This is a genomic window from Caulobacter sp. ErkDOM-E, from assembly GCF_048541895.1.
Lineage (GTDB): Bacteria > Pseudomonadota > Alphaproteobacteria > Caulobacterales > Caulobacteraceae > Caulobacter.
The window spans coordinates 3,603,850-3,623,960 of sequence record NZ_CP183331.1 but is presented as its reverse complement, the minus strand read 5'-3'; the positions used below and the strand labels follow the sequence as shown (position 1 = coordinate 3,623,960).

General features: G+C 67.6%; 19 protein-coding genes and 1 tRNA gene. 12 read left to right on the top strand and 8 right to left on the bottom strand.

The genetic code is table 11. The features are described 5' to 3' along the window. Positions 1 to 19: 19 nt before the first annotated feature. Positions 20 to 745 carry a beta-ketoacyl-ACP reductase gene (locus ACN2C7_RS17675; RefSeq protein ID WP_419318758.1) on the top strand — a complete coding sequence of 242 codons (726 nt, stop codon included), beginning with the start codon at positions 20 to 22 and terminating at the stop codon, positions 743 to 745. A gap of 189 nt (positions 746 to 934) precedes the next feature. Further along, positions 935 to 1,714, top strand: coding sequence for a DUF4908 domain-containing protein (locus ACN2C7_RS17670; RefSeq protein ID WP_419318756.1), 780 nt, complete (start codon positions 935 to 937; stop codon positions 1,712 to 1,714). Between the two features lie 35 nt (positions 1,715 to 1,749). Here the strand turns inward: ACN2C7_RS17670 and ACN2C7_RS17665 are convergent, their stop codons facing one another. The 3 genes from ACN2C7_RS17665 to gloB form a co-directional block, all read right to left on the bottom strand. Next, positions 1,750 to 2,190: a hypothetical protein gene (locus tag ACN2C7_RS17665; RefSeq protein ID WP_419318754.1), complete on the bottom strand. Its 441-nt coding sequence runs from the start codon at positions 2,188 to 2,190 to the stop codon at positions 1,750 to 1,752. Between the two features lie 129 nt (positions 2,191 to 2,319). Then, the gene (locus ACN2C7_RS17660; RefSeq protein WP_419318752.1) at positions 2,320 to 2,793 is read right to left on the bottom strand and encodes a cupin domain-containing protein; all 474 of its coding nucleotides are present in this window, start codon (positions 2,791 to 2,793) and stop codon (positions 2,320 to 2,322) included. Continuing rightward, positions 2,790 to 3,536: a hydroxyacylglutathione hydrolase gene (gene gloB, locus ACN2C7_RS17655; RefSeq protein WP_419318750.1), complete on the bottom strand. Its 747-nt coding sequence runs from the start codon at positions 3,534 to 3,536 to the stop codon at positions 2,790 to 2,792. The genes ACN2C7_RS17660 and gloB overlap by 4 nt, the downstream gene beginning before the upstream one ends. 80 nt (positions 3,537 to 3,616) lie before the next feature. On the opposite strand from gloB, the gene ACN2C7_RS17650 reads away from it, so the two are divergent. The 3 genes from ACN2C7_RS17650 to ACN2C7_RS17640 all read left to right on the top strand — a co-directional run bounded on the left by ACN2C7_RS17650 (position 3,617) and on the right by ACN2C7_RS17640 (position 6,491). Further along, positions 3,617 to 4,438 carry a class I SAM-dependent methyltransferase gene (locus ACN2C7_RS17650; RefSeq protein ID WP_419318748.1) on the top strand — a complete coding sequence of 274 codons (822 nt, stop codon included), beginning with the start codon at positions 3,617 to 3,619 and terminating at the stop codon, positions 4,436 to 4,438. A 26-nt stretch (positions 4,439 to 4,464) separates the two neighbouring features. Then, positions 4,465 to 4,809 carry a P-II family nitrogen regulator gene (locus ACN2C7_RS17645; protein WP_062143741.1) on the top strand — a complete coding sequence of 115 codons (345 nt, stop codon included), beginning with the start codon at positions 4,465 to 4,467 and terminating at the stop codon, positions 4,807 to 4,809. A 170-nt stretch (positions 4,810 to 4,979) separates the two neighbouring features. Then, the gene (locus tag ACN2C7_RS17640) at positions 4,980 to 6,491 is read left to right on the top strand and encodes a phospholipase D-like domain-containing protein (RefSeq protein ID WP_419318746.1); all 1,512 of its coding nucleotides are present in this window, start codon (positions 4,980 to 4,982) and stop codon (positions 6,489 to 6,491) included. On the opposite strand, the gene ACN2C7_RS17635 is transcribed toward ACN2C7_RS17640, so the two are convergent. From ACN2C7_RS17635 to metX, 3 genes are read right to left on the bottom strand one after another with little or no spacing between them, the layout of a single operon-like run. Beyond that, positions 6,427 to 7,224, bottom strand: a complete 798-nt coding sequence (locus tag ACN2C7_RS17635; RefSeq protein ID WP_419318744.1) for an endonuclease/exonuclease/phosphatase family protein — start codon at positions 7,222 to 7,224, stop codon at positions 6,427 to 6,429. The genes ACN2C7_RS17640 and ACN2C7_RS17635 overlap by 65 nt on opposite strands. Then, positions 7,221 to 7,895 (bottom strand): methionine biosynthesis protein MetW, encoded by a 675-nt coding sequence (metW, locus tag ACN2C7_RS17630; protein ID WP_419318742.1) that lies wholly within the window; start codon positions 7,893 to 7,895, stop codon positions 7,221 to 7,223. The genes ACN2C7_RS17635 and metW overlap by 4 nt, the downstream gene beginning before the upstream one ends. Before the next feature lie 2 nt (positions 7,896 to 7,897). Then, the gene (gene metX, locus ACN2C7_RS17625) at positions 7,898 to 9,052 is read right to left on the bottom strand and encodes a homoserine O-acetyltransferase MetX (RefSeq protein WP_419318741.1); all 1,155 of its coding nucleotides are present in this window, start codon (positions 9,050 to 9,052) and stop codon (positions 7,898 to 7,900) included. Between the two features lie 78 nt (positions 9,053 to 9,130). Here metX and ACN2C7_RS17620 point away from each other — a divergent pair, with 78 nt between their 5' ends. From ACN2C7_RS17620 to ACN2C7_RS17600, 5 genes are read left to right on the top strand one after another with little or no spacing between them, the layout of a single operon-like run. Further along, on the top strand, positions 9,131 to 9,643 hold the full coding sequence (locus ACN2C7_RS17620; RefSeq protein WP_419318739.1) for a SixA phosphatase family protein: 513 nt from the start codon (positions 9,131 to 9,133) through the stop codon (positions 9,641 to 9,643). Continuing rightward, positions 9,640 to 9,984, top strand: coding sequence for a DUF952 domain-containing protein (locus ACN2C7_RS17615; RefSeq protein ID WP_419318737.1), 345 nt, complete (start codon positions 9,640 to 9,642; stop codon positions 9,982 to 9,984). Before ACN2C7_RS17620 ends, ACN2C7_RS17615 begins: the two co-directional genes overlap by 4 nt. Then, complete coding sequence (locus tag ACN2C7_RS17610) at positions 9,981 to 11,039, top strand: quinone-dependent dihydroorotate dehydrogenase (RefSeq protein ID WP_419318735.1); 1,059 nt, start codon at positions 9,981 to 9,983, stop codon at positions 11,037 to 11,039. The genes ACN2C7_RS17615 and ACN2C7_RS17610 overlap by 4 nt, the downstream gene beginning before the upstream one ends. Beyond that, positions 11,036 to 11,773: a TVP38/TMEM64 family protein gene (locus ACN2C7_RS17605; RefSeq protein ID WP_419318734.1), complete on the top strand. Its 738-nt coding sequence runs from the start codon at positions 11,036 to 11,038 to the stop codon at positions 11,771 to 11,773. Before ACN2C7_RS17610 ends, ACN2C7_RS17605 begins: the two co-directional genes overlap by 4 nt. Positions 11,774 to 11,782: 9 nt before the next feature. Then, on the top strand, positions 11,783 to 13,288 hold the full coding sequence (locus ACN2C7_RS17600; RefSeq protein ID WP_419318733.1) for a sensor histidine kinase: 1,506 nt from the start codon (positions 11,783 to 11,785) through the stop codon (positions 13,286 to 13,288). 64 nt (positions 13,289 to 13,352) lie between these two features. On the opposite strand, the gene ACN2C7_RS17595 is transcribed toward ACN2C7_RS17600, so the two are convergent. Together ACN2C7_RS17595 and ggt are read right to left on the bottom strand one after the other, a co-directional pair. Beyond that, entirely contained in the window at positions 13,353 to 13,727 is a 375-nt protein-coding gene (locus ACN2C7_RS17595; protein ID WP_419318731.1) for a hypothetical protein, read from the bottom strand. A gap of 968 nt (positions 13,728 to 14,695) precedes the next feature. After that, entirely contained in the window at positions 14,696 to 16,429 is a 1,734-nt protein-coding gene (gene ggt / locus ACN2C7_RS17590) for a gamma-glutamyltransferase (protein WP_419318729.1), read from the bottom strand. 255 nt (positions 16,430 to 16,684) lie between these two features. Between ggt and ACN2C7_RS17585 the strand changes: the two genes are divergently transcribed. Together ACN2C7_RS17585 and ACN2C7_RS17580 are read left to right on the top strand one after the other, a co-directional pair. Next, positions 16,685 to 16,761 (top strand) — tRNA-Arg (locus tag ACN2C7_RS17585). 731 nt (positions 16,762 to 17,492) lie between these two features. Continuing rightward, the gene (locus ACN2C7_RS17580; protein WP_419318727.1) at positions 17,493 to 20,108 is read left to right on the top strand and encodes a TonB-dependent receptor; all 2,616 of its coding nucleotides are present in this window, start codon (positions 17,493 to 17,495) and stop codon (positions 20,106 to 20,108) included. Positions 20,109 to 20,111 lie beyond the last annotated feature (3 nt).

The window sequence follows — 20,111 nt, the reverse complement described above, 5'->3', positions numbered from 1 at the left end:
AGAAACTCGGGAGAGACACATGACGAGAGTTGCATTCGTGACCGGCGGCACCCGAGGGATCGGTCGCGCGATCTGCGAGCGCCTGGTGGCCGACGGCATGAAGGTCGCGGCCGGCTATTCCGGCAACGAAGAAGCCGCCGCCGCCTGCGCCAGGGACCTGGGCGTGATGGTGGTGAAGGGCAATGTCGGCTCGTTCGACGACTGCGCCGCTGCGGTGAAAAAGGTCGAGGCGGAGCTGGGTCCCATCGACGTTCTGATCAACAATGCCGGCATCACGCGCGACGGCATGCTGCACAAGATGACCTACGAGCAGTGGTCCGAAGTGATCCGGGTCAACATGGATAGCGCCTTCAACATGACCCGCCCGGTCATCGAGGGCATGCGCGAGCGCAACTGGGGTCGGATCATCAATATCAGCTCGATCAACGGCCAGAAGGGCCAGATGGGCCAGACCAACTATTCGGCCGCCAAGGCGGGCCTGATCGGCTTCACCAAGGCCCTGGCCCTCGAAAACGCCAAGAAGGGCGTCACGGTCAATGTGATCTGCCCGGGCTATATCGACACCGAGATGGTCGCCGCCGTGCCGGAAAACGTGCTGGCCAGCATCATTGCCGGCATCCCGGTGGGCCGCCTGGGCAAGGGCGAGGAGATCGCCGACATGGTCTCGTTCCTGGCCGGCGAGCGCGCGGGCTTCGTGACCGGCGCCACCCTGACCCTGAACGGCGGGCAGTACATGGCGGCCTAAAGGCTGTCCGTACTGGCATGTTTGCAACGGCCCGGCGCGGAGGCGACCGGGCCGTTGTCACGACGGTTGACGACGCGGTGCGTTTCGTCGTGAAACCTTCACCTTGAGGGCGATGGCGGATCGCGGGGCAAGGGGGGCGGCGACCACCGTCCAAGATTCGCCCTAGTCGGCGGGCATGACAGCTGAATGATGAGTTCGATTGTTGAGAAGAGCGGCTGGGGGGCGAAGATCGTCCTCGCGATCGTCGCCATCCTCGCGGTCGGTTCCCCCGCCAGCGCCCAACAGGCCGCGCAGTCCTTGAAGGACGCCCTGCTGGGCCATCGCGGCTTTTCGACCTCGCGCCGTCCGGCCCCGCCTCCGGTCGCCCGCTATGTCTCGGAAAGCGGCAGCGCCTTTGTGCTGGATCGCGCCTCGCCCCTGCCCCTGCTGAAGTTCGAGAACAGCGCCGAGGTCTGGGTGCTGTCGCCGCAGCCCGCCTCGCGCGGCGACGTCATCTACCACAACGAGCTGGGCGAGCCGATGCTGCGGGCCACCAAGCTCGGCGGCATGATCCTGTTCACCGACGAGAGCCCCAACGGCGCGGCCGCCGCCCTGACCGGCAAGGCGCCGTCGATCCAGCCGCCGTCCGCCATCTCGCCCATCGCCCTCTATCAGCGCATGGGTCAGGCCAGCATCCGCGCCAGCCGCGCGGCCCAGCGGCAGATGCCGTTCGAGACGCTGCAGGATGCGCGGCCCGAGACCTCCGTGCTGATCGCTGAGTCGGCAACCATCACCGCCGAGGCGTTCGAGCGCATCGCCCGCAAGGGTGACCGGTCAATCCTGGCCGGGATTGCGCGGGTTGTGCTGGCCGAGGGCGACAAGCCCGGCGCCACCCTCAGGAACGGGACCCTGATCGTGACCTACGCCCCCGCTCAAGGCATGGCTGGGCGCCCGTCTTCGAAGCGGATCGTCAAGGTGGTCAACCGGTAGGGCGGGCGCCAAAGCTTCCTGCCGTCTGGATGGACTCAGGTGGCTTCCACGCCCAGGGCCTTCAGTTCCTTCAGGAACCGCGTCAGGCTGGCGTGCGAGCGCCGCAGGCTCGAGACCATTTCAGGCCGCGCCAGGGCTTCGCCGGGCACGATGAAGCCTTCGCGCCCGACCTTCTTGGCGACGCCGCGCTTGAGCATTTCGACCACGCGGCGACGGACGGTTTCGTACGGCAGGCCCAGGGAATCGGCGACCTGGCGAATGGTGATCGGCCGGCGCTCTTCATCGGGCGGAATCTCGTCGATCTCGGCATACACCTTGCCCCGCAGATGCGAGACGTTGCCCGCCCAGAGGGTCGTGTAGACGAGCGAATAGACGATATCGACGCCATGGGCCTCATTGGCGATTTCAACCCAGCGTAAAATGTAATCCGTGGCGCAGCGCACCGCCGCGCGCGCGTCATGGTACTCGTCCGACATGGTCTCTCCCCTCCCCAATTTGGGGAACCCTGTTATAGCGAACCGGGTTCGGTCGGGGCGAAAAGGTTGACGCAGGGGGTGCGGCATACTGTCTCGCCCCCCTCAAAAGGCACCCAAAATGGGGAGGGCCTAATCTGGCCGGATTCTTGGCCGCCAGTCCGGCGGGGCCATCTCGAAACCCTCGAACCGGAAGCCCGGGGCCACCGTGCAACTGACCAGGGTCCAGGCGCCGAGGCTTGTGGCGGTCTGCCACCACAGCGTGGGAACGACCATCTGGGGACGGCAGCCTGCGCGCAGGTCAGGACCCAGCACATGCGCCGTCGCGCCGTCACCGTCAGGCGGCGACAGGGTCAGGGAGAGCGGCGCCCCGGCGTGATAGTGCCAGACCTCGACCGCATCGACCCGGTGCCAGGCTGACATCTGCTGCGCCTCCAGCAGGTAGTAGATCGCCGTCGAGGCCGGCCGGCCGCCATCGATCGACACGTCCTCAAACGTCCGGCGATACCAGCCGCCTTCCGGGTGGGGCTGAAGGTCCAGCAGTCGAATGATTTCGCGGGCCCCCAGATCGCCGGAGATGCCCAAAGGCCTGGTTTCGGGGCTCATCCCTTGAAGCCGTCCTTGGCGGCGCGGATCTCGGCGAATGCCTGGGCAGGGTCCAGGTTCGGACGCAGCAGCGGCGCGCGCAGGAACGGGTTGGTCGCCTTTTCGACGCCGATTGAGGTCGGGACGGTCGGCTCGCCCCGTTCGCGGGCGGCGAAGATCTGATCGGCGCGCGCCTTCAGGACGGGATCGTCATCGACCGACAGGGCGAAGCGGGCGTTCGAGGCGGTGTATTCATGGGCGCAGTAGACGGTCGTGGCGTCGGGCAGGGCGGTCAGCTTGGACAGCGAGCCCCACATCTGTTCGGCCGTGCCCTCGAACAGCCGTCCGCAACCCAGGGCGAACAGGGTGTCGCCCACAAAGGCGATGGCGTCGGCGGCGTCGTGATAGGCGATATGGCCCAGGGTGTGGCCGCCCGTGTCGATGACCGTGAACCGGGTCTCACCCAGGTCCACCACATCGCCGTCGACCACCTCGCGGTCCAGCGGCGCGATGCGGGTCACCTCGGCCGGGCCGATGATCGTCGCGCCGGTCGCGGCCTTGATCGCGGCGTTGCCGCCGGCATGGTCGGGGTGCCAGTGGGTGTTGAGGATCAGGTCCAGCCCCCAGCCCAGAGCCTTCAGCTCGGCCAGGATCGCGTCGGCGTCGGGCGTGTCGACGGTCGCGGTCTTCCCGGTCGCGTCGTCGCGCACGAGAAAGCCATAGTTGTCGGACAGGCAGGCGAACTGGTGGACGGTCAGCGACATGGAAAGCCTTGTTCTGTGTCAGGCGGTGACGCGGGGCCCGCCACCGCCTACATAGATGAACTGGCCGCCCCGGAGACTCAATGCGTCGCGACGTGCTCGATCTCAGAGCCTTCTACGCCACACCGCTTGGCCGTGCAGCGCGGCTGATGCTGGCGCGCAAGGTCGATGAGGCGTGGGGCAGTACGCGCGGCCTCGACGTCCTGGGCCTGGGCTACGCCACCCCCTTCCTGGATTCGGCCCGCCAGAGCGCCCGGCGGGTGGTGGCCGCCATGCCCGCCACCCAGGGCGTCGAGGTCTGGCCGCACGGCGGTCGCAACCAGGCCTGCCTGGTCGAGGAAACGGCTCTGCCGCTGCCCAACGCCATGTTCGACCGGGTGCTGGCCGTCCATGCCCTGGAAGAGGCCGATGACCCGGCCGCCGTCCTGGCCGAGATCGGCCGGGTCCTGGCGCCCACGGGCCGGCTGATCGTGGCCGTGGCGTCGCGCGACGGCGTCTGGGCCGGGGCCGAGAGCACGCCTTTCGGCCATGGCCGGCCCTTCAGTCGCAGCCAGCTGGAACGGCTGATCCGCGACGCCGATCTTGAACCCGCCGGCTGGACCCGGGCGCTGTATGCGCCGCCCATCGCCATGACCGCCGGCTGGGCCGAGGGTTTCGAGCAGGTGGGCGCCCGCCTGTGGCCGCGTTTTGCCGGTCTGATTCTAATGGAAGCGGTCAAACAGACCTTCGCCGTAAAGCCGCGCGGCCACCGCGCGCGGGTCCGGGTTTTCACGCCGGGCGTCCTGTCGCCCAGCCCTGCGGGTCCGGCGACAGCGCGCAAGGCGCCTGTTCGGAAGGCGCCGGCGCGGATTGCGGACGGATCGCACTTGGACGCGCCGCGTTCGAAGCCTAGCTTAGGTTCGTAATCACTGTTCGCTGCGGGAGCCGCGCCATGAAAATGATCGTCGCCATCATCAAGCCCAGCCGCCTCGACGCTGTTCTCGAAGCTGTGACCGAGGCTGGCGCGTCCGGGCTGACGGTGACCGAGGTGCGCGGCTATGGCCGGCAGAAGGGCAAGACCGAGGTCTATCGCGGCGCCGAATACGAGGTGAAGCTGCTGCCGAAGGTCAAGCTCGAGATCGCCGTGCCCACCGATGTCGTGGAGCCTGTGGTCGAGGCCCTGCAGCGCACCGCCAACACCGGCAAGATCGGCGACGGCAAGGTGTTCGTCATGGACCTTGAACAGGCCCTGCGTATCCGCACCGGCGAACGCGACGCGGCGGCGATCGCGGGCTAGGTTTTACCCCGCGCTCATCGCGTTCTGCGGTTCGAGGCCGATCAAGGCCCGGGCCCCCTGGCGGTTGCGCGCCAGTTTCCCATATCGCTCGAAGACGTCGCGAGATTGATTTGAAGCGGAGCCATAAGACGGGTTCGCGCGTTGTCGAAACTCACCGCGATTGGAGCGTCATGGGCGAGCGGCCTTCTGTTTTTCGGCAAGGCTATAATTGCTGGCGCGTCGAGCCCGCCGACCGGCTGGCCCTGCTCATCGACAATGACGAGACCTTTGATGCCCTCAAGCCGCTGCTGCTGGCCGCCAAGAGCTCGATCTGGATTCTGGCCTGGGTGTTCGACCCCCTGACGCGACTGGATCCGGACCGGGTCAGGCGGAGCCGTGATCCCCGCCATGCCGACCGCATGGGGCTGATCCTGCGCCGGCAGGCGGCCCTGAACCCTGCGCTGGACGTGCGCATCCTGACCTGGGACATGCCGTTCCCGATCGCAGCGGCCCAGATGTTCGGACCCCAGCGCGGCGCGGCCTTCTTTGCCGGCTCGCGGGTCAAGTATCAGCTCGACGCCACCCTGCCGGCCTCGGCCTGCCATCATCAGAAGGTGGTGATCATCGACGGCGCGACGGCCCTGCTGAGCGGCGGCGACATCGGCCTGGATCGCTGGGACACCTGCGAACACCTCGACAATGATCCCCGCCGGCGCCTGCCGACCGGGCGCCGCTATCCGGCCCGGCACGAGGTGGCGATGCTGGTCGATGGCCGCGCGGCCCAGGCTCTGGGCGACCTGTTCATCGCCCGTTGGCGCAACGCGACCGGCGAGAGTCTGAGTCCCCCGGAACGACCCGACGAGGCGCCCTGGCCGCCGGGGCTTCTGCCCGACCTGCGCCGAACCCAGGTGGCGATCAGCCGGACCGAGGCGGCGTGGAAGGACCGACCAGAGGTCATCGAAAGCCTGCTGTTGCACCTCTCCAGCATCCGCGCGGCCAAGCGGCTGATCTATCTGGAAAACCAGTATCTGACCTCGCCGATCATCGTCGAAGCCCTGGCCGAGCGCCTGATCGAGCCCGACGGACCCGAGGTGGTGACCATCGGTCCGGCCCGCAGCCCCAGCTATTTCGACCAGATCACCATGGACAGCGCCCGCACCTCGGCCATCAACCGCCTGCGGTCGGTCGATGTTCACAAGCGCTTTTCGGCGTTCAGCGCCCATACGCCCAAGGGCGGTCCGATCATCGTCCATTCCAAGGTCGCGATCATCGATGACTGTATGTTGCGGGTCGGCTCGGCCAATCTCAACAACCGCTCGATCGGTCTCGACACCGAGTGCGACCTGGCCTTCGAGGGGCGGGACGCGCAGGAGCGCGACGTCATCACCGCCTTCCTGGCTCGGCTGATCGGGCACTTCCTGGGGCGTCCGCCTATCGATGTGATCGAAGCCATGCAGCGCGAGGGCGGCTTGGCGGCGGCGATACACGCCCTGGACCTCAGGGGCGGCCCGCCACGCCGATTGCAGCCCGTGCCGTCGCGCCATCTGACCGGTGTCCAGCAGTTCATCGCCGACTGGAGCCTTGGCGACGCCATTTCACCCGACGACGCCTGGCGGCCCTGGGGCCGCCGCGAGCGTCTCAAGCAGGATCTGGTTCGCCTGACGGAACCGCCACCGGAACCCCCGGCGCACCTGCTGCCGTAACCTCCAGATCGACCACCAGCGGCAGGTGGTCGGAGGCCACCCGGGCCCGGGCGTCGTAGGGCGACCTCACCGCGAGGGTTTCCAGGCCCTTGGTCAGGAAGACGTGGTCGATGCGCATGAACGGGAAGCTGGAGGGGAAGGTTGCCGTCGCCGGCCGCAGCCAGGTCCCGCTGGGCGTCTGGGCGTCGCGCAGGGCGGCGCGCAGCATGCGGTAGGTGGCCGAATAGGGCGAGGCGTTGAAGTCGCCCAGCAGCACGCCCGGCGCGGTCCAGGCGTCAGACGTCATCCAGGCTTCGCCCAGCAGGGCGGCGGCCTGACGCTTCTGTTCCTGCGGGATCAGGCCCAGATGGGTGTTGATGATCTGGACAGGCGTGTCGCCGACCATGACCTCGACCCACAGCGCGCCGCGCGGCTCCAGGCCTGGCACCCGCCGATACAGCGGCAGGCCCTGCGCCTTGATCCGGCGCTCGGGCAGGGCGGTCAGGATGGCGTCGCCGTATAGTTCCTCCTCCACGGCCATGGCCGGATGGAAGTGGAACTGCATCTTCAGCAGTTCGGCCAGGCGGTGGGCCTGATCCACCGTCTTGGTGCGCCGGCGCAGGACGTCCAGTTCCTGCAACGCCACCACGTCAGGATTTTCGGCGGCGATGACCTCGGCGATGCGCTCGACGTCGAGCGCACGGTCCGTGCCCACGCAGCGGTGGACATTGTAGGTCATCAGGCGAAGCTTCATCCGTCGAAGAGATCGCCTGAGACCGCCGGAGGTTCCCTCGTCGACGTCTCATTCGTGCCGGGCTCGACCCGGCTGAGCATGAACAGGCAGCTTTCCGCCCGCCAGTTTTCGAGCGGGCTGGCCGGATTGATCGGTCGGGCAGGGCCTGAACCGGCAAAGGCCGCGCAGGCGTCGACCCGCACGTTCAGGTCGTCGGTCAGGGCCAGGAAGTCGACCAGGGTGCACAGGTGGATATTGGGCGTCGACCACCAGGGCATCGGCAGGGCCTTGGTCTCCGGCATCCGGCCCTGGCTCAGCAGCGACCAGCGCACCCGCCAGTGGCCGAAATTGGGGAAAGAGACTATGGCCCGGTCGGCGATGCGCAGCAGCTCGGCCAGCACGTGGCGCGGCTGGCGCGTCGCCTGCAGGGTCTGGGACAGGATGGCGTAGTCGAAGGTCTTGTCGGGGAAGTGGTCCAGGTCCTGGTCGGCGTCGCCCTGCACCACCGACAGGCCCCGCGCCATGCAGGCGGCCACGCCGCTGGCGCTGATCTCCAGGCCCCGGCCGTCGACCTGCTTTTCGTGGGCCAGGAGGTCGAGCAGCGCGCCCTCCTCGCAGCCGACATCGAGCACGCGCGAGCCGGGCCGGACGAGGCGGAGGATTTCGCGGAAGTCCTCGCGGGTGGTGGTCATGCTCACGCCAGCCCCCGCTCACGTTCCACCGAGCCCAGGAACCCCGTCAACGCCGCGTCCATCACCGGTTCGTCCAGCAGGAAGGCGTCATGGCCCTTGTCGCTCTCGATCTCGACGAAGGCCACCCGGCAGCCGGCGGCCGTCAGGGCCCGGACGATGTGGCGGTTCTCGGTGGTGGGATACAGCCAGTCGCTGGTGAAGCTCAGCACGCAGAACCGCATGTGCCGGGCCCGGGTAAAGGCGCTGGCCAGCACGCCGCCATGGCTGGCGGCGATGTCGAAATAGTCCATGGCCCGGGTGATGTAGAGATAGCTGTTGGCGTCGAAGCGGTCGACGAAGCTGGCGCCCTGATGGCGCAGATAGCTCTCCACCTGGAAGTCGGCGTCGAAACCCCAGGACAGGCCGTCGCGCTGCAGTTCGCGGCCGAACTTCCGCTGCAGGGCGGGTTCGGACAGATAGGTGATGTGGGCGGCCATCCGCGCCACGGCCAGGCCCTTTTCGGGTCGTGTTCCGTGGTCGGCATAGGCGCCGCCGCGCCAGTCGGGGTCGGCCATGATCGCCTGGCGGCCGACCTCGTGGAAGGCGATGTTCTGGGCCGAGTGCCGCGACGCCGAGGCGATGATCACCGCGCTGGCCAGCCGCTCGGGATAGTCGACCGCCCATTGCTGCACCTGCATGCCGCCCATCGAGCCGCCGACCACGGCGAACAGGGTCTCGACCCCCAGCGCCTTGACCAGCATCGCCTGGGCCCGGACCATGTCGGCGATGGTGATCACCGGGAAGGACAGGCCCCACGGCTTGCCCGTCGAGGCGTTGATCGAGGCTGGCCCTGTCGAGCCCATGCAGCCGCCGACCACATTGGTGCAGATGATGAAATGCCGGGTCGGATCCAGCGGCTTGCCCGGACCCACCAGCCGCAGCCACCAGCCCGGCTTGCCGGTCGCGGGATGCGGCGAGGCCACATGCTGGTCGCCGGTCAGGGCGTGACAGATCAGGACGGCGTTGGAGCGGTCGGCGTTGAGGACGCCATAGGTCTGGTAGGCGACCTCCAGCCCCTCGATGACGCCACCCGAATCGAGGCGCAGGGGGGCGCTGGTCGGGAACCGCCAGGTTCCGCCATCGGACAGCGCGGAGGGGGCCAGATCCAGGTCAGCCATGACCGCCTTGGACCGCTTGACGAAGAAGGTGTCAACCGCCCGCTTCCGGCGGGCCCCGGCTGAGGCTATGGAGGGCGCATGGACCGTCTGATCCTCATGCGCCACGGCCAGGCCGAACGGCAGGCCGCGACCGGCGGCGACTTCGAGCGTGGCTTGACCCCGAAAGGGCGCGAGGACGCGACTCTGATGGGTCAGCTGCTGGCCCGCAGCGGCGCGACGCCCGATCTGGTGCTGGTTTCCAGCGCCCGCCGGACCCGCGAGACCTTCGCCGCCGTCTCGGCCGCCTTTCCCAAGGCCCGGGTCGAGTTTCGCCGCGACCTCTATCACGCCGAGCCCGAAGAGGTGGTCACGGCGCTGGAGGACGAGGGCGAGGCGGCCAGTCTGGTCATGGTCATCGGCCACAATCCGGGCCTGCACGAGCTGGCCCTGCGCCTGATCCTGCAGGGCGGGGCGGAGCCTGTGGCCCTGAACAAGGTCCGCGGTCGCTTCCCCACCGCCACCACGGCGGTGTTCGCCTTCGGCTCGGGTGGTCCGCCCGTGCTGGAGCATCTCTTCTACGCGTCCGAACATGGCGGAACAGGCGGCGAATGACCCTGATCTACAAGATCCTCTCCCGCGCCGAGTGGGAGGCCGCCCAGGCCGCCGGCCAGCTGGTCGGCTCGGCCGTCGATCTGGCCGACGGCTTCATCCACCTGTCGGGCGCCGACCAGGCCCAGGAGACCGCCGCCAAATACTTCGTCGGCCAGTCTGACCTGGTCCTGCTGGGCGTCGAGGCCGAATCGTTGGGCGAGGCCCTGAAATGGGAGGCCTCGCGCAACGGGGCGCTGTTCCCCCATCTCTACCGCCCCCTGCTGGCCGGTGAAGTCGCCACGCAGCAAGCGCTGGCGCTGGATGGCGACGGCGTGCCGCAACTGGGCGTTCTGTCCGCATGAGCCTGCACGATCTCGCCGCCCGCGCGCTGCACGCCTTCGACCCCGAAGACGCCCATGGCCTGGCCATCCGGGGCCTGAAGGCCGGCCTTGGCCCGCGTGACAGCGCGCCTGACGATCCGCTGCTGTCGATCTCCCTGGCCGGCATGCACCTGAGCAGCTGCGTCGGCCTGGCCGCCGGCTTCGACAAGAACGCCGAGGTGCCCGACGCCATGCTGGCCGCCGGCTTCGGCTTCGTCGAGGCGGGCACGGTCACGCCTCTGCCCCAGGCCGGCAATCCGCGTCCGCGCCTGTTTCGTCTCACCGAGGACCAGGCGGTGATCAACCGGATGGGCTTCAACAATGAGGGCCTGGAGGTCTTCGCCGAGCGCCTGTCCCGGCGCGCCGGCCGCCATGGCTTCGTCGGCGCCAATATCGGCGCCAACAAGGACGCCACCGACCGGATCGAGGACTATGTCACCGGCCTGACCCGCCTGTGGGGGCTGTCGGATTACTTCACCGCCAACATCTCCTCGCCCAACACGCCGGGCCTGCGCGCCCTGCAGACCAAGGCCGCGCTGGAAGAGCTGCTGGGCCGCCTGGCGCAAACCCGCGCCATGCTGAGGGCCGGCTCGACCAGCGACTATCCGATCTTCCTGAAGGTTGCCCCCGATCTCGAGGACGGCGAGGTCGAGGCCATTGTCGAGACCGTCGTGGCCAATGGCCTGGACGGCATCATCGTCAGCAACACCACCATCGCCCGCCCCGCCACGCTGAAGTCGGCCGGCAAGGCCGAGACCGGCGGCCTGTCGGGCGCGCCGCTGCTGGAACCCTCCACGGCGGTGCTGAAGCGCTTCCACGTCGCCGCGGCGGGCCGAACGGCCCTGATCGGCGCCGGCGGCATCGCCGACGGAGCCGGGGCCTATGCCAAGATCCGGGCCGGCGCCCGGGCGGTGCAGCTCTATTCCGCCCTCGTCTATGGCGGCCCCGGCCTGGTGGTCCGCATTAAGCGCGACCTGGCCAGACGCCTGCGCGCCGATGGCTTCGCCACCGTCGAGGACGCGGTCGGCGCCGCATGACGACCGACAGGGCACTGCAACTGCTCCGCCAATTCGGCCCCGTCGTGGCGCTGGTCGGGCTCTTCGTCTGGGCGCTGGCCAGCGGCCTGGCCGGGCATATCTCGCTGGAAGACCTCCGGATCCAGGCCCAGGCCCTGCAGGCCTTCGTGCGTGAACACCCGGTGTTGAGCATCGGGGCCTATATCGGCGTCTATGTCGCCACCGTTTCAATTTCCCTGCCCGGCGCGCTGATCCTGTCGCTGTCAGGGGGCTTTCTGTTCGGCCCGGTGCTGGGCGGAGCGGTCGCCGTCACCGGGGCCACCGGCGGCTCGACGGTGGTGTTCCTGGTCAGCCGGACGGCCTTCGCCGACTTCCTGCGTCGCTGGAAAAACCCCCTGCTGCTGAAGATCGAGGACGGATTTCGCGACAACGCCTTTTCCTACCTGCTGACCCTGCGGCTGATCCCGGCCTTCCCCCTGCTGCTGGTCAATGTGGCCGCCGGCCTGATGGGCGTGCCGCTGCGCACCTTCCTGCTCGCCTCGTTCCTGGGCATGATCCCCAGCTCCTTCGTCTATGCCGGGATCGGGGCGGGACTGGGCCACGTGTTCGCCGAAGGTCACCCCGTCGCGCTGCACACCCTGCTGTCGCCGAGGATCTATCTGCCCATCATCGGTATGGGCGTGCTGGCCTTTCTGCCGCCGCTGTGGCGCCATTGGCGACGCGGGCGCGTTGCTCCCGCGCCCCACGTGAAGTAACTCAGGTTCATGACCGAGACGGTCTCGCCGCCGGATAACCCGACCCCGCCCGCCGCGCGACGTTTTCCGTGGCCGCGCGGCCTGTCGGCGCGCCTGCTGCTGTTCACCGCCTTCGTCGTCACCCTGGCCGGTCTGATGATCCTGCCGCCCACCCTGGCGGCCTATGAAGAGCAGTGGCTGCTGGACCGCGTGCGGGCCGGCGAACTGGCCTCGACCATCGCCGAGAGCGATCCCGAGCTGCGGGTCAGCGACCCCGTCGCCGGCCAGCTGTTCGACCAGGCCGGCGCCGTCACGGTCGCCGTGCAGGTCGATGGCGCCCGGCGCCTGGTCCTGCCGCCCAAGGTTCCGATGCAGACGCCCTATCTGGTCGACCTGCGCCGCCAGAACCCCGGCTCCTGGCTGGCCGCCCCGTTCTTCACCCTGACCAGCCCGCCCGGCAGCATGGTCCGCGTCATGGCCGAACCGCGCTTTCGCAAGGCCGAGTTCGTCGAGGTGGTGCTGCCCGACGCCCCGCTGAAGGCCCAGCTGGTCGCCTATTTCTGGCGTCTGGCGGCGATCACGGTGTTCGTCGCCGGTCTGGCCGGCTTCTTCGTCTATCTGTTCCTCAACATCTTCCTGGTGCGGCCCATGCAGCGGATCACCCGCGCCATGGAGCAGTTCCGCGCCGACCCCAATGACCCGGAAGCCCGCATCCTGGTCTCCAAGCGCCGCGACGAGATCGGCCGCGCCGAGCTGGAACTGGACCGCATGCAGACCGACCTGCTGACCGCCCTGGCGTCCAAGGCGCGGCTGGCGGCCCTGGGCGAGGCGGTGGCCAAGATCAATCACGACCTGCGCAACATGCTGACCAGCGCCCAGATGGCGTCTGACCGCCTTGCCGCCCTGGGCGACCCCAAGGTTGCCCAGGCCCTGCCGCGTCTGGAACGGGCCCTGGACCGGGCCATCACCCTGGCCACCGACGTGATGACCTATGGCAAGTCCAAGGAGCCCGCGCCCGTCGCCCGGCCCACGCCCCTGCGCGCCGCCCTCGACAGCGCCGCCGAGGATTCCGGCCTCGTGGCCGCCGGCGGCGTCGCCCTGGAAACCGTCATCGACCCGCGCGAGCAGGTTCTGGCCGATCCCGACCAGTTGCACCGCATCCTGACCAACCTGCTGCGCAACGCCCGCGAGGCGATCGAGGGCGCGCCCGATCGTGGCGGCAAGGGCCGGGTCTTCGTCGAGCTGCATCGTGGCGACGGCATCAGCATCCTGCGCCTCTCCGACGACGGCCCCGGTGTGCCGCAACGCGCCCAGGCCAACCTGTTCCAGCCCTTCGTCGGCTCGGTGCGGCGCGGCGGCACCGGCCTTGGCCTGGCCATCGCCCGCGAACTGGCCCAGGGCCACGGGGGAGACCTCGTGCTGGTCGAGACGGGGCCGGGCGGGTCGGTGTTCGACCTCAGCCTGGCGGGGGTTCCTGAGCCCTTGGCGGAGGCGGCTGTGGTGGCCTCGGCGCCGAGCGATGGGGCGGAGGGTTAGGCTTTTCCGCTGGGCGCGCGGAGGGCGGACCGATTGAAGGTCCGCTGTGGGTGGAGAGCGGACTTTAACGGCGCTCAACAAAAGCCGGTAGATGCGCGCACGAGGGGCCGCTTGTGAAGTCGTGGACTGTGTCGGTCAGCCACCCGTTGTGCCAGCGGTTGGGCGTCAGATGGTGAGCGGAAGGCGAACCTACGCGGGCGTCTTCCATATCCATCACGCGCGCCATGTCGGTCGCGGACTTGGATGACTGCACAACGACCAGAGTCTCGAAGCGGTGGTGAACCTTCCCCGCGTCAAACCACTCAAGTCGCCGATAGCAGACACCCGTAGCGTTTTCCGGCGCAGTCGATCCAACCGCTTCCCGGTTACAGGCCGATTGAGCGAGCACGGAGAAGCCGACGAAGAGCATCGCGGCTCGATATGCCCGGTTCTTTTTCATGATAGCACGCTAGCGCTTCAGCGAAGGTCTGCAATGGGTCGAAAGCTGCCTCTGGCTCATTGCCAACAAGCGGACGCCCCGCGTCGCGCTCATCCTTAAATCTCTTGGAGGCTGCAGCGTGCCGGAGTGGAAAGGTCTGTCAAGGACCGCCTCCGGCGGCCGCGTCGCGGCGACGCGGAGCGTCGTCCTTGAGAGACCTTTCCACTCCGGCGATCGTCTCGCCGTGAGATTTAAGGATGGCTCCCTTCGGCGCGAAGGGGGAGGGGCGCCAGTCCAATAAATCACCGTCATTCCCGCCCTTGTGGCGGGAACCCCTGTTTCAGCTGACACGTGAAGCGCCAGCGAAGTGCGCGCGCACTTCGCCCCTCCCGCACCTGCGGCGGAGCGAGGGGTTCCCGCCACAAGGGCGGGAATGACGGGAGGTATGGGGATTGGCGCCGCTGTATCCCCGTAGTTTCCGAAGCCGAGTTCAACGAAATCAACCACTTGTGAAATAGTTGATCGCGCCTGTCAGACGCGCCGAAACCGCCTGCATAATCAATCTCACCTGACAGCACGGGAAGGGCGTCCGGCCGGCGACTGAGACGGCTGTCAGGGGTGGTCGAGCGGGCAGCGCTCTTCGGGGGTCTTCGGTGACCGCCTTGGCGACAGATCTGGACGGGTTCCCTGAAACATCGGGACGAAAACCCAGGCGGCGAAGGTTCGAGGCGCGCAACAGGCATGGGCTGAAATCGCCCATGCGGTCTGGACGGGGTCGCTATCCCCTCCACCCGTCGGGGGCCTAAAATCGGAAGCGGGTTAAAACCCCGCGCCCCGAGGGCTCACCGAGTAACGGCTGCGCGGAGCGTTCGTCTTCGTCGAAACGGTATTCACTACTCCCTCATCCGGGCGAGGCCCGGACGCTCCGCGACCCTTCCCACACCTTCAGCGGCCCTCCGCGTGAAGCGGCGGAGCCGTGTCGGTCGCCCTTACAGCCCCCGGGCCACGCCCTCGCGACGCGGATCGGCGCCGCCCTCCAGCACACCACCGGGCCGCACGATCACGCCATGCAGACCCGAGGTCTCGTTCTGGCCCGTCTTGACCGTAACGCCGCGTGCATTGAGCGCCGCCACCATCTCGGGGCCGAACAACTCGGCCTCGCCCGAGAAGTTTTCGCCGCGCGCGACGATATTGGGCAGGGCGATGGCCTCCTGCATCGACAGGCCCCAGTAGAACAGTCCCACCATGGCCTTGAGATTATAGGACAGTATGGCGTTGCCGCCCGGCGAGCCGACGGCGGCCAGGAACTTGCCCTTGTCGTCCAGCACGATCAGCGGCGCCATCGACGAGCGCGGGCGCTTGCCCGCCGCCACGGCGTTGGCCGCCGGCGCGCCGTCCTTCTCGACCGGCGAGAACGAGAAATCGGTCAATTGGTTGTTGAGGAAGAAGCCGCCGACCATCCGGCCCGAGCCGAAGATGCTTTCGACCGTGGTGGTCATCGACACCACATTGCCGGCAGGGTCCATCACGACGAAATGGGTGGTGCCGGCCGGCTCCTGGGTGGCGTCGGCGCCGACCACGGGCGCGCCCTTGGGCAGGCCAAATTTCGGCGCGGCGCCCGCCACGTCACTGATCAACTTGGCGCGCTGGGCGACATAGGCCGGGTCCAGCAGGCCCTCGACGGGCACCTTCACGAAGGACGGATCGCCCACATAGCGGTCGCGGTCGGCGTACATGACCCGCTCGGCCTGCGCCAGCAGGGCCCAGGCGGCCGGGTCCTTGGGGCCCAGCTTGCCGATATCGGTGTGCTCCAGCATCATCAGGGCCTGCAGCACCGCCAGACCGCTCGACGAGGGGTTGGGGACGCAGACCGTATAGACCTTCCACGGCCGGCACAGGGCGGGCGCCGAGCGCGGGCGGTAGGTCTTGATGTCCGACAGGGTCATGCCGCCGGGCAGGGCGCCCTCGTGCAGCTTGTCGACGATGGCCTGGGCGATGGGGCCTTCATAGAGGGCGCTGGGGCCCTCGGCCGCCAGGCGCCGCAGGGTGGCCGCATAGGCCGGGTTCTTGAGGGTGTCGCCGGCTTGGTAGCGCTGACCGTCGGGCTTGGTGAAATAGGCCTTCACGTCCGGCATGGTGTTCTGCGGCACGCGCGGGCTGTTGACCATGCCGGCCATGCGCGGGCTTACGGCGAAGCCGTCGGTGGCCAGGGTCTCGGCGTCCTTGAACAGGGTGCTCCACTTGGCGGTCCCGTGTTCCTTCTGGGCCTGGGCCAGCATGGCCACCGCGCCGGGCACGCCGGTCGAGCGGCCCGACAGCAGGGCGGTCACGAAGGGCAGGGGCTTGCCGTCGGGGCCCATGAACATCTCGGGGCCGGCGCCGCTGGGGGCCTTTTCGCGGCCGTCATAGGCCGTCACCTTGCCCGTTTTGGCGTCGTAGTAGTTCAGGAAGGCGCCGCCGCCGATGCCCGAGCTCTGCGGCTCGACCAGGCTCAGAACCGCCTGGATCGCCACGGCCGCGTCGACCGCGCTGCCGCCGTCGCGCAGCACCCGCAGGCCCGCCTCGGTCGCCAGCGGATTGGCGGCGGCGACGAAGCCGCGCGGCGGGGTGGCGGCCGGCGAGGCCGAGGCGACGGGCGTCTGCGCCGCAGGTGGCATCGATCCGCCGGGCATCTGGGCGCAGGCGGAAAGGGCGAGCAGGGAGACGAGAACGAAGCGACGCATGCGGACAGGTTCCGTGAGGAAGAACGGCGGCGGCGGAGCCGCTGCCGGCAAGGTGTCCATGGACAACAAAGCATCGCGCCTGTCACGTCCCGGCGGCGCTTCGACCCCGTGAAAACCCATTCCGGACGCTGGCCGCGCGCAGGGCGCCCATCGGCGCGGCGACGCCGGGCGAAAACTTTTCACGATAAGGACCAAACGCCGCTTGCGCCCCGCAATGGGACGGGCTATTTCCCCCGCCTCGCCGAAAGGCAATGCGCGCCCGTAGCTCAGCTGGATAGAGCATCAGACTACGAATCTGAGGGTCGGACGTTCGAATCGTTCCGGGCGCGCCATTTTCTTCCCATTGAGATCTTTGCGACTTTTCGGATCTGCCTTCGGGCGGGGATGAGAATTTCGCGCCGGTTTACCGGGACGTTTACGGCTCACCTTCCCGAGCTGTTCGCGGCTGCCTTTGGCGCCGCCTGTTTCGCCAGCAGCTTTAAGACGTCGTTCATGCGGTTCTGTCGGGCGTCGGCCAGTTTTCAGGGCCAGGGCGGCGGCCTTTACCCGATCAAAGCCTCGACGCTCAAGGGCCAAAGCCGTCCGGGCATAGCCGCCGAACGTCGCCGGAGCGCTCTTCGGTGATCCAAAAAAGCCGATCCTGCGCGCGGCCCGCCTCGTCAAAGCCCGCCGTACCTGGCCTTCCACCTGTAGGAGATCGGTGAGCGGAGCCGGCGCTGGCGGCTCAGGTCCCCCGGCCTTGATGCGGCGTCCTGACGGTCTGGCTGAAAGCAAAAGCGAGGCCTGGAAAAGGTTCGGCGTTTGACCATTCCCTATTCCTGTGATTTATCATCTTAATGACCGGTGCAGCCGGCATCTAGTGAGATCGCTCGTTCGGAAATGAAGCGATCAATTGCCCATTTGGGAGGGAAGTATGATCCGTACGGGACCTGGAGCCCGCGTTCGCGCGCTTGGCTTTAAACTGATGATTGGCGCCAGTGCGAGCGCTCTGGGCTTTGTCGCTTTGGGCGGGGCTGCGGCCGCGCAGTCAGCACCCAATGCTGATGTTGTCGATGAAATCGTCGTGACGGGTCTGCGCGCCAGCCTGACGCGCGCCATTGACGTCAAGCGCAAGGCCGCCGTGATCGTCGACTCCATCGCCTCCGAAGATCTGGGCAAGTTCCCGGACAGCAACGTCGCCGAATCCCTCCAGCGGATCACGGGCGTCTCTATCGACCGCAGCGGCGGCGAGGGCCGGTTCGTCACGGTCCGCGGCTTTGGTCCGTCTTTCAACAACGTGCTGGTCAATGGTCGTACCCTGGCCACCGAAAATGCCGGCCGCCAGTTCAGCTTCGACCTTCTGGCCGCCGAGCTGATCTCCGGCGCTGATGTCTACAAGTCCAACAACGCCACCCTGCAGGAAGGCGGCATCGGCTCGACCATCAACGTCAAGACCGCCCGCCCGTTCGACATCCGTGGCAGCAAGGCGATCCTCAGCGCCAAGGCGAATTATGAGGACCTGTCGGAAGAGGCCTCGCCGGACGTGTTCGGCCTATTCTCGACGCGCCTGGCCGATGACCGCATCGGCGTTCTGGCCTCGGTGTCCTATCAACAGCGCAAGGCGCGCGTCGATACGGCCGCCACTAACGGCTATTATCGGACCACGGTGGGTGCAGGCGCCAGCGCCCTGACCAACGTGCTGTTTCCCCAGAACTACGACCAGATCTCCGACCTGCAGGATCGCGAACGCCTGGGCGTGACCGGTACCGTGCAGTTTCGGGCGAGCGAAGAGCTGACCCTGTCGGTCGACGCGCTGTACAACAAGTTCACCGTAGACTCGAATGCGAACAGTGTCGGCCACTTCTTCTCGCCGGGCGATGTCAGCGGCGTGACGATCGACGGCAATCGTACCGTCACGGCCTTCTCGCAGAACGCCAACGGTCACACCGACTACATCAACCGCACCTTCAACCGGCCGACCGAACTGCGTGCCTTCGGCGCCAATGCCGACTGGAACCCGACCGACAAGATCAACATCAAGCTGGACACCGCCTATTCCAAGGCGGAGTCGAACAACGGCGGCAATGAGATCTTCGCGGTGATCGGCTTCAACAACGCCGTGAACTTCAACAACACCGGCACGGGCCTGCCCGGCGTTACCGCCGCTCGCGGCTTCACCGATCCGTCGGTCGGACGCGCCCACTTTACCACCCGCGAGGGCGTTGATACCGCCGAGACGGTCTATGAGACCCGCCTGGATGCGGTGTTCAGCACCGACTATGAGGTCTTCACCAAGCTGCGCTTCGGCGGCATCTATACCGACCGCACCAAGGAAAACGCCCTGGTCCGCTCCGACAACGACGTCGGTTGCGCCTATTGCGGCTATGGCATTCCCGTCCCCGCCGGCATGCTGAAGGCCTTCGATCCAGGCTCTTTCCTGAGCGGCGAGTCGGGCGCCTTCCCGCGCCAGTGGTTGGCCTTCAATTCCGAGGACTATTTCCGGTTCCTGGAAACGGCCGCCGCCGGCAACGCCCAGGATGTCGCCGCCGGTCGCCCGGCCGGCGCCACCGCAGCCTTTGTCCGCTCCAAGAACGGCTATGCCGCTGTTCGTCAGCCCTCGTCCTACTCGGTCAGCGAGAAGATCAGCGGCGGCTATGTGCAGGGCGACTTCGAGGCCACCATCGGTGGCCTGCCCTGGAGCGCGACGGTCGGCATGCGCTATGTCCGTACCGAACTGGTCTCCAACGGCACCCAGCAGACCCTGCTGGACCTGTTGCCGATCGTCGGCGACAGCACCGCCTATACGGCCGCCTTCGCCGCCACTTCGGCGTCGGTGTCCAAGAGCACGGTCTATGACAACTTCCTGCCCAGCCTGAACGTCAAGGTCGACATCACTCCTGACCTGGTAGGCCGCTTTGCCGCCACCCAAACCGTCTCGCGCGCCAATCTGACCGATGTGGCCCCCCGGATCACCTTCACCAGCCTGCGCCCGGGCAACCTGGCGGCCAGCGGAGGCAATCCGGAACTGAAGCCCTTCAAGTCGACCAATTTCGACACCTCGGTCGAATGGTACTATCAGGACGCCGGCTATCTGACGGTCGGCGCCTTCTACAAGCAGATCGACGACTTTATCCTGACCTCGGTGGCGCCCGAGACCTTCACCGTAGCCAACGCAGCGGGCAATTTCCCCGGCGGCCTGGCGACGTTCAATGTCCAGCGCCCACGCAACGCCCAGAGCGCCGACGTCTATGGTATCGAGGTGGGCTTCCAGCACACCTTCGACTATCTGCCCGCCCCGTTCGACGGCCTGGGCGTCACGGCCAATGCCACCTTCGTGGACAGCAAGGCCAATCTGGCCGCCACGGCGCGGACCTTCGCGCTTGAAGGTCTGGGCGACAGCCAGAACCTGGTCGGCTTCTATGCCAAGGGTCCGATCGAGGTCCGGGTCGCCTACAACCACCGTGACGGCTTCGTCAGCACGGCGGCCAACGGCACCGGCGGCGATCCGATCTTCACCAAGGGCCAGGGCCAAGTTGATTTCCAGGCTCGCTATGCGGTGTCGTCGAACTTCTCGGTGTTCGTGGAGGGGACCAACCTCAACGACGCCAAGACCGAGACGGTCGGCAAGTACGACAACCAGTTCCTGAGCCTGGTGGACACCGGCCCGCGCTATGCGGTCGGCCTCCGCGCCCAGTTCTAGCAG